Source organism: Aeromonas sp. HMWF015 (assembly GCF_963878965.1).
Classification (GTDB): domain Bacteria; phylum Pseudomonadota; class Gammaproteobacteria; order Enterobacterales; family Aeromonadaceae; genus Aeromonas; species Aeromonas veronii.
In genome coordinates, this window is the sequence record NZ_CAWNZT010000033.1 from 1 (window position 1) to 6,506 (window position 6,506).

7 protein-coding genes and 1 pseudogene are annotated in these 6,506 nt (G+C 57.3%); 7 read left to right on the forward strand and 1 reads right to left on the reverse strand.

All coding sequences use genetic code 11. The annotated features are described in order from the left end of the window. The first annotated feature begins 200 nt into the window (after nucleotides 1-200). Genes nhaA through AACS18_RS01495 form a run of 4 tightly spaced genes read left to right on the forward strand, consistent with a single transcriptional unit; the run spans nucleotide 201 to nucleotide 3,068 of the window. Nucleotides 201-1,391 carry a Na+/H+ antiporter NhaA gene (gene nhaA / locus AACS18_RS01480; RefSeq protein ID WP_108613519.1) on the forward strand — a complete coding sequence of 397 codons (1,191 nt, stop codon included), beginning with the start codon at nucleotides 201-203 and terminating at the stop codon, nucleotides 1,389-1,391. Then, on the forward strand, nucleotides 1,388-1,795 hold the full coding sequence (locus AACS18_RS01485; RefSeq protein WP_108613520.1) for a hypothetical protein: 408 nt from the start codon (nucleotides 1,388-1,390) through the stop codon (nucleotides 1,793-1,795). Before nhaA ends, AACS18_RS01485 begins: the two co-directional genes overlap by 4 nt. After that, nucleotides 1,782-2,714 carry a transcriptional activator NhaR gene (nhaR, locus tag AACS18_RS01490; RefSeq protein ID WP_005340434.1) on the forward strand — a complete coding sequence of 311 codons (933 nt, stop codon included), beginning with the start codon at nucleotides 1,782-1,784 and terminating at the stop codon, nucleotides 2,712-2,714. The genes AACS18_RS01485 and nhaR overlap by 14 nt, the downstream gene beginning before the upstream one ends. Nucleotides 2,715-2,765: 51 nt before the next feature. Beyond that, nucleotides 2,766-3,068, forward strand: a complete 303-nt coding sequence (locus AACS18_RS01495) for an ArsR/SmtB family transcription factor (protein WP_013724128.1) — start codon at nucleotides 2,766-2,768, stop codon at nucleotides 3,066-3,068. A 49-nt stretch (nucleotides 3,069-3,117) separates the two neighbouring features. Here AACS18_RS01495 and rpsT read toward each other — a convergent pair whose 3' ends face one another. Continuing rightward, nucleotides 3,118-3,381 carry a 30S ribosomal protein S20 gene (rpsT, locus tag AACS18_RS01500; protein ID WP_005308808.1) on the reverse strand — a complete coding sequence of 88 codons (264 nt, stop codon included), beginning with the start codon at nucleotides 3,379-3,381 and terminating at the stop codon, nucleotides 3,118-3,120. 191 nt (nucleotides 3,382-3,572) lie between these two features. Between rpsT and murJ the strand changes: the two genes are divergently transcribed. The 3 genes and pseudogenes from murJ to AACS18_RS22985 all read left to right on the forward strand — a co-directional run. Then, nucleotides 3,573-5,135, forward strand: a complete 1,563-nt coding sequence (gene murJ / locus AACS18_RS01505) for a murein biosynthesis integral membrane protein MurJ (RefSeq protein ID WP_108613521.1) — start codon at nucleotides 3,573-3,575, stop codon at nucleotides 5,133-5,135. A 155-nt stretch (nucleotides 5,136-5,290) separates the two neighbouring features. Next, nucleotides 5,291-6,265, forward strand: a complete 975-nt coding sequence (ribF, locus tag AACS18_RS01510) for a bifunctional riboflavin kinase/FAD synthetase (protein WP_108613522.1) — start codon at nucleotides 5,291-5,293, stop codon at nucleotides 6,263-6,265. A gap of 140 nt (nucleotides 6,266-6,405) precedes the next feature. After that, a pseudogene (locus tag AACS18_RS22985) lies at nucleotides 6,406-6,506 on the forward strand (class I tRNA ligase family protein); the annotation flags it as partial.

The window sequence follows — 6,506 nt, forward strand, 5'->3', positions numbered from 1 at the left end:
TTTTTATGCAGTTAAATAATTGAGAATTCATTTTATTGATTAATAAGACGGTAGCCAGAGACGAGGAAAAACCTGCTTATAGCAGGTATGTTCTATTTTGCTTTCGGTTTTTTCGTTGTATTGAGCAGCAAGAAACGATTTTCCATTGGTTGTTGCAAGGGATAGACTCAAACCAAAGCAATACGGTGGAAAATTTAACCATGAGTGACGTAATCAAAAAGTTCCTGAAGCTGGAGGCTGCCTCCGGAATTATTCTGATCATGGCTGCCATGCTGGCAATGATTTTGGCCAATACCGCGCTGGCTGGCGGGTATCAGGCATTTCTCGATACGCCGGTGCAGGTGCGCATCGCGGCCCTCGACATCAACAAGCCGCTTCTACTCTGGATCAACGACGGCTTCATGGCGATCTTCTTCCTGCTGGTTGGTCTGGAAGTGAAGCGTGAAATGCTGGAAGGGGCGCTCTCGACCCGGGTTCAGGCGACCTTCCCGGCCATCGCTGCGGTGGGCGGCATGCTGGCTCCGGCCTTGATCTACGCCTTTTTCAACTATTCGGATGAAGTGGCGCGCGCTGGCTGGGCAATCCCAGCTGCGACCGACATCGCCTTTGCCCTCGGGGTGATGGCGCTGCTCGGCAAGCGGGTGCCGGTGAGTCTCAAGGTATTCCTGCTGGCGTTGGCTATCATGGATGACCTCGGCGTCATCATCATCATCGCGCTCTTCTATACCCAGCAGTTGTCGCTGGAGGCGCTGGCCATCGGTATTCTGGCAACCCTCACCCTGCTTTGGATGAATCGCCGTGGTGAGGATCGGATCAGCCTCTACATGCTGGTCGGCCTGGTGCTCTGGGTTGCGGTGCTCAAGTCTGGTGTCCATGCGACCCTGGCGGGTGTGGTGGTGGGCTTTATGGTTCCGCTTAACGGCAAGCGTTACGCCTCGCCGCTCAAGTATCTGGAGCATCAGCTGCACCCCTGGAGTGCCTATCTGATCCTGCCGCTGTTTGCCTTTGCCAACGCCGGGGTATCGCTGGAAGGGATTGGTCTCTCCTCCCTGCTGAGTCCGGTGCCTATTGGGATCATGCTGGGGCTGTTTATCGGCAAGCCGCTCGGGGTGTTCACCATCAGCTGGCTGTCGGTCAAGCTGGGCATCGCCCAGTTGCCGCCCGGGGTCAACTTCAAGCAGATTTTTGCGGTCAGCATCCTCTGTGGCATCGGGTTTACCATGTCGATGTTTATCGCGTCGCTCGCCTTCGAGCACGGTGGGCTGGATTACGGCAGCTACTCTCGCCTTGGGATCCTGGTGGGCTCCACCATGGCGGCGGTAGTCGGCTATCTGGCCTTGCGCATGGCCCTTCCCAAGGGTGAAGTGGAACAGAGTACGGAGGGACTATGAAGCTGCATACAGGGTTGTTGATGCTGTTGTTGAGCCCCGCGGCATGGGCCGGCGGGCTGGAGGATTGCAAGCTGGACGCCGCTTCGGCGAACTGCTCTGCCTATCTGAACGGGGTGGTAGACAGTGCCCTGCTGTTGGGGGACAAGCAAGCCAAGGCGCGCTTTGGCGAGACTTTCTCCGAGCGGGCGTTGAGTAGTCGGGCAGGGGAGATGGTCAAGCGTTCCAACAAGCGTTATTGCGCTGACCGGATGCCTGACAAGGCACGCCTCAAGGCCAGTCTGATGGAGCAGTTTGGCGCGAACAAGGTTGACTCGGTTAGCGACATGTATGACATTCTGGCGGTTGAACTCAGCTGCTACCGGAGTCCGCGTCAAGCGGGAACCCCATCGGATGTCACACCTTAACTACAACCATCTCTACTATTTCTGGATGACTCAGAAGAAGGGCTCCGTTACCCAGGCTGCGGAAGCCCTTTTTTTGACCCCGCAAACCGTCACCGGTCAGATCAAGCTGCTGGAGCAGCGCCTCGGGGGCAAGCTGCTCAAACGCAAGGGGCGCTCTCTTGAGGCGACCGAGCTGGGCCAGCTGGTGTTTCGCTATGCCGACAAGATGTTCAGCCTCTCCTACGAGATGCTCGATATCGTCAACTACCGCAAGGAGAGCCAGATCCTGTTCGACGTCGGCATCGCCGATGCCCTCTCCAAGCGCCTTGCCAGCCGTGTGCTGCTCTCTGTCATCCCCAATGATGGTTCCATCCATCTGCGCTGTTTCGAATCGACCCACGAACTGCTGCTGGAGCAGCTGAGCGAACACAAGCTCGATATGATCCTCTCCGACTGTCCGGTGGACTCCAGCCAGCATGCTGGATTGCTCTCCAAACGGCTGGGCGGCTGTGGCGTCAGCTTCTTCTGCAAGGCGCCGCTGCCTGAAAAGCCCTTTCCTGCCTGTCTGGAAGAGCGCAAGCTGCTGATCCCCGGTCGTCGTACCGCCATGGGGCGTCAACTGACTCAGTGGTTCGAGCAGCAGGGGGTTTCTCCCAGCATTCTTGGCGAGTTTGATGATGCCGCCTTGATGAAGGCGTTTGGCTTCTTCAATCAGGGCATCTTCATGGCTCCTACCATCTATCGGGAGGAGATCCTTGAGGGGGAGGGGGTGATGCTGATCGGGGAAACTCAGGATCTGATGGAGGAGTATTACGTCATCTTCGCCGAGCGGATGATCCAGCATCCGGCGGTGAAGCGGGTCTGTGAGAGCGATTTTACCTTTCTCTTTTCCGGCCAGGAGAACTTCTCCGCTATCCAGCCGGCCACCCTGTCGTTTTAAAACGACCCGTCACCACGTATCATCGGCGATCAGTGGTAGAGGAGAGATGTGATGCAACTTGAAGAGATGGAAGCCAATGCGAGTAAAGCGGTGGCCTTGCTCAAGGCGCTGGCCAACGAACGGCGACTGTTTATTCTGTGCCAGTTGCTGGAGCGCGAACTGTCAGTGGGGGAGCTCAACGAGCGATTGGGATTGAGTCAGTCGGCCTTGTCACAGCACCTGGCGCTGCTGCGGCGGGATGAGCTGGTGACGACGCGCAAAGAGGCCCAGACGGTCTACTATTCGCTGCGCAGCCATGAGGTGCGTGAAATGATCAGTTTGCTGCATCGACTTTATTGCAGCGCAGATAAATAAAAAACCGGCACTAAGGCCGGTTTTTTCAGCTTTGATCAGCAGAAGCTGATTAAGCCATAGCTTTGATCTGGGCAGACAGGCGGCTCTTGTGACGAGCAGCTTTGTTCTTGTGGATCAGGCCTTTGGTCGCCATACGATCCATGATCGGCTGAGCAACAGCGAAAGCGGCAGTCGCAGCAGCTTTGTCGCCAGAGGCGATAGCAGCAATGACTTTCTTCAGGTAAGTACGGGTCATGGAACGACGGCTGGCGTTGTGCTGACGGCGTTTTTCTGACTGAAGAGCGCGCTTCTTAGCAGATTTGATGTTAGCCAAGGTAAAACTCCTAAAACTGTCTTAGCGAGTGTATTGAAAAGGCCCGGAAATATGCCCTTCCAACCACATATTGTCAAATGATTTGTGCAAATAAACACCGCCTCCCGGTGGTGTGTCAGTAGGGAGACGGTTAAACTGTCGGCCGATTCTAGCAGCATTCTTTTCATTCTGACAGTTCCAGAGGCCTCGTCTTGAGTAAGAAATTGATCAAATCCGGCATGATAGTGTCCGGAATGACGCTGGCATCCCGCGTAATGGGCTTGGTTCGCGATGTGGTCATCGCAAATCTGCTCGGTGCCGGGGTGGCCGCCGACGTCTTCTTTTTTGCCAATCGCATTCCCAACTTTCTGCGTCGCCTGTTCGCCGAAGGTGCCTTCAACCAGGCCTTTGTTCCCGTGATGACGGAGTACAAGAAAAATGGCGACGAGAGGGAAGTGCGTGAATTGCTGGCGGCGGTTGCGGGCACGCTGGGGGGGATAGTGACTGTGGTCACCCTGCTCGGTGTGCTGGGGTCGGGTGTGCTGACCGCGCTGTTTGGCTGGGGCTGGTTCTGGGACTGGCTGCATGGCGGCCCTGCGGCCGAGAAGTTCGAGCTCGCCAGTCTGATGCTCAAAATTACCTTCCCCTACCTCTGGTTCATCACCTTTACCGCTATGGCGGGGGCCATTCTCAACACCTTCGGCCGCTTTGCGGTCTCGTCGTTCACGCCGGTGTTTCTCAACATCACCATGATTGCGGCGGCCTGGTGGATTGCGCCGCTGATGGACAAACCTGAGATCTCGCTGGCAATTGGTGTCTTTTTGGGCGGTTTGGTGCAGTTTCTGTTCCAGTACCCCTTTTTGCGCCAAATCAACATGCTGGTATGGCCCAAGTGGGGATGGAATCACCCGGGGGTGGTGAAGATCCGCACCCTGATGATCCCCGCCCTGTTCGGGGTATCGGTCAGCCAGATCAACCTGCTGGTCAACACCATGCTGGCTTCGTTCCTGGCGACCGGTGCCATCAGTTACCTCTACTACTCTGATCGCCTGCTGGAGTTCCCCCTCGGGCTGTTTGCGGTAGCCATCAGTACCGTGATCCTGCCTGCGCTGGCGAAGAAGCATGTGGATGCCGATCCGGCCGACTTCTCCCGCACCATGGATTGGGGGGTGCGGATGGTGATGCTGCTCGGCCTGCCCGCCATGATAGGCATTGCGGTCATGCGCGAGCCCATTTTGCGAGTGCTGTTCATGCGCGGCGAATTTGGCCTGCATGAAGTGGCCATGTCGAGCGCCAGCCTGCTGGCCTCCACTACCGGTCTGCTCTCCCTGATGCTGATCAAGGTGCTGGCGCCCGGTTACTACGCCCGTCAGGACACCAAAACGCCGGTGCGGATCGGGGTGATGTCGATGATTGCCAACATGGTCTGCAACCTCATCTTCATCTACCCGCTCGGTTACGTGGGGCTGGCGCTCTCGACCGCCTGCTCGGGTACCCTGAATGCGGCTTTGCTGTTCAAAGGGTTGTACCAGCAGAGCGTCTATCGTCCCTCCCGTCATACCGGCGTGTTCTGCCTCAAGCTGCTGGTCGCCAGCGTGCTGATGGGAGGCGTGCTCGCCTATCTGTCGCCGGATCTGGCCCAGTGGGGCGCATGGAGCATGGGCAAGGCCAGTTTGCAGCTGACCATGCTGCTGTCGCTGGGGGCTGCGGTCTATGCCGTGGTGTTGCTGCTGTTGGGCATTCGGCCGCGTCACCTTAAATCGGGGCAGCAGTAGCCGTGATTCTGTTGCGCCATGGGGATAGTGCCTCATGGCGCCGCAGATGGGCGGGCTTGGGCCCGGATAGTTGAAATCAGGCTATGAGGGCTGACCCTGCCTGCTGCCTGATATATAATCCGCCGATTTCCATGGCAGCAACGCACAAGGCACTGATGGAGCTTATTCGCGGCATTCACAATCTCAAGCCCCGTCACCGGGGATGTGTATTAACCATTGGCAACTTTGATGGGGTTCATCAGGGTCACCATGCGGTATTGGCACGTCTCAAGGAGAAAGCGGCCCAGCTGGGATTGCCCGCCTGCGTCATGCTGTTTGAGCCGCAGCCGCTGGAGCTGTTTGCCGGTAGCGAGGCGCCGGCGCGCCTGAGCCGGTTGCGCGAGAAGTATGAAGCGCTCAAGGGTCTGCAGATCGACCGTATGCTCTGCGTGCGCTTCAGTCACCGCTTTGCCGAGCAGGCGGCCTCGACCTTTATTGAGCAGTTGCTGGTGGAGAAGCTCGGGGTGCGCTACCTGGTGGTCGGCGACGATTTTCGCTTCGGCAAGGGGCGGGAAGGGGACTTCCACCTGCTGGAGGAGGCGGGTCATCGCTTCGGCTTCGAGGTGATCAGTACCCAGAGCTTCCAGCTCGAACGGCAGCGGGTCAGCAGCACACTCGTACGCGAGGCCCTGAAAGCGGGCCGGATGGCGGAGGTGGAGCTGATGCTTGGCCGTCCCTATACCATCAGCGGCCGGGTGGCTCACGGCGACAAGCTGGGGCGTACCATAGGTTTTCCCACCGCCAATCTGGCCCTCAAGCGTCAGGTGATCCCGGTCGGTGGCGTGTTTGCGGTGGAAGTGATATGTTCCGGCAAGACCTTCCCCGGTGTAGCCAATGTGGGTGTACGGCCGACCTTGAGCGGTACACAAGCCAGATTGGAAGTACATCTATTTGATTTTTCTGGTGATCTATATGGTCAGCAGGTCAAGGTGCTGCTTCGCCACAAGCTGCGCGAAGAGCAGAAGTTTGCCTCTTTCACTGCCTTGAAAGAGCAGATCGAACGAGATGCCCTGGCGGCCCGAGCCTGGTTCGGGCTGCCACAATTCAATTTACCCAGCACTCTTTTAGAAAAGAAGGGAACCCAGGACTGATGAGCGACTATAAACACACCCTGAATCTTCCGGAAACCGAGTTTCCGATGCGTGGCGATCTGGCCAAGCGCGAACCCAACATGCTGAAACGTTGGTACGATCAGGATCTCTACGGCGCTATTCGCCGCGCCAAAGCGGGCAAGCCTTCTTTCATTCTGCATGATGGCCCCCCCTATGCGAACGGCAACATTCACATCGGTCACTCGGTCAACAAGATCCTCAAAGACATCATCATCAAGTC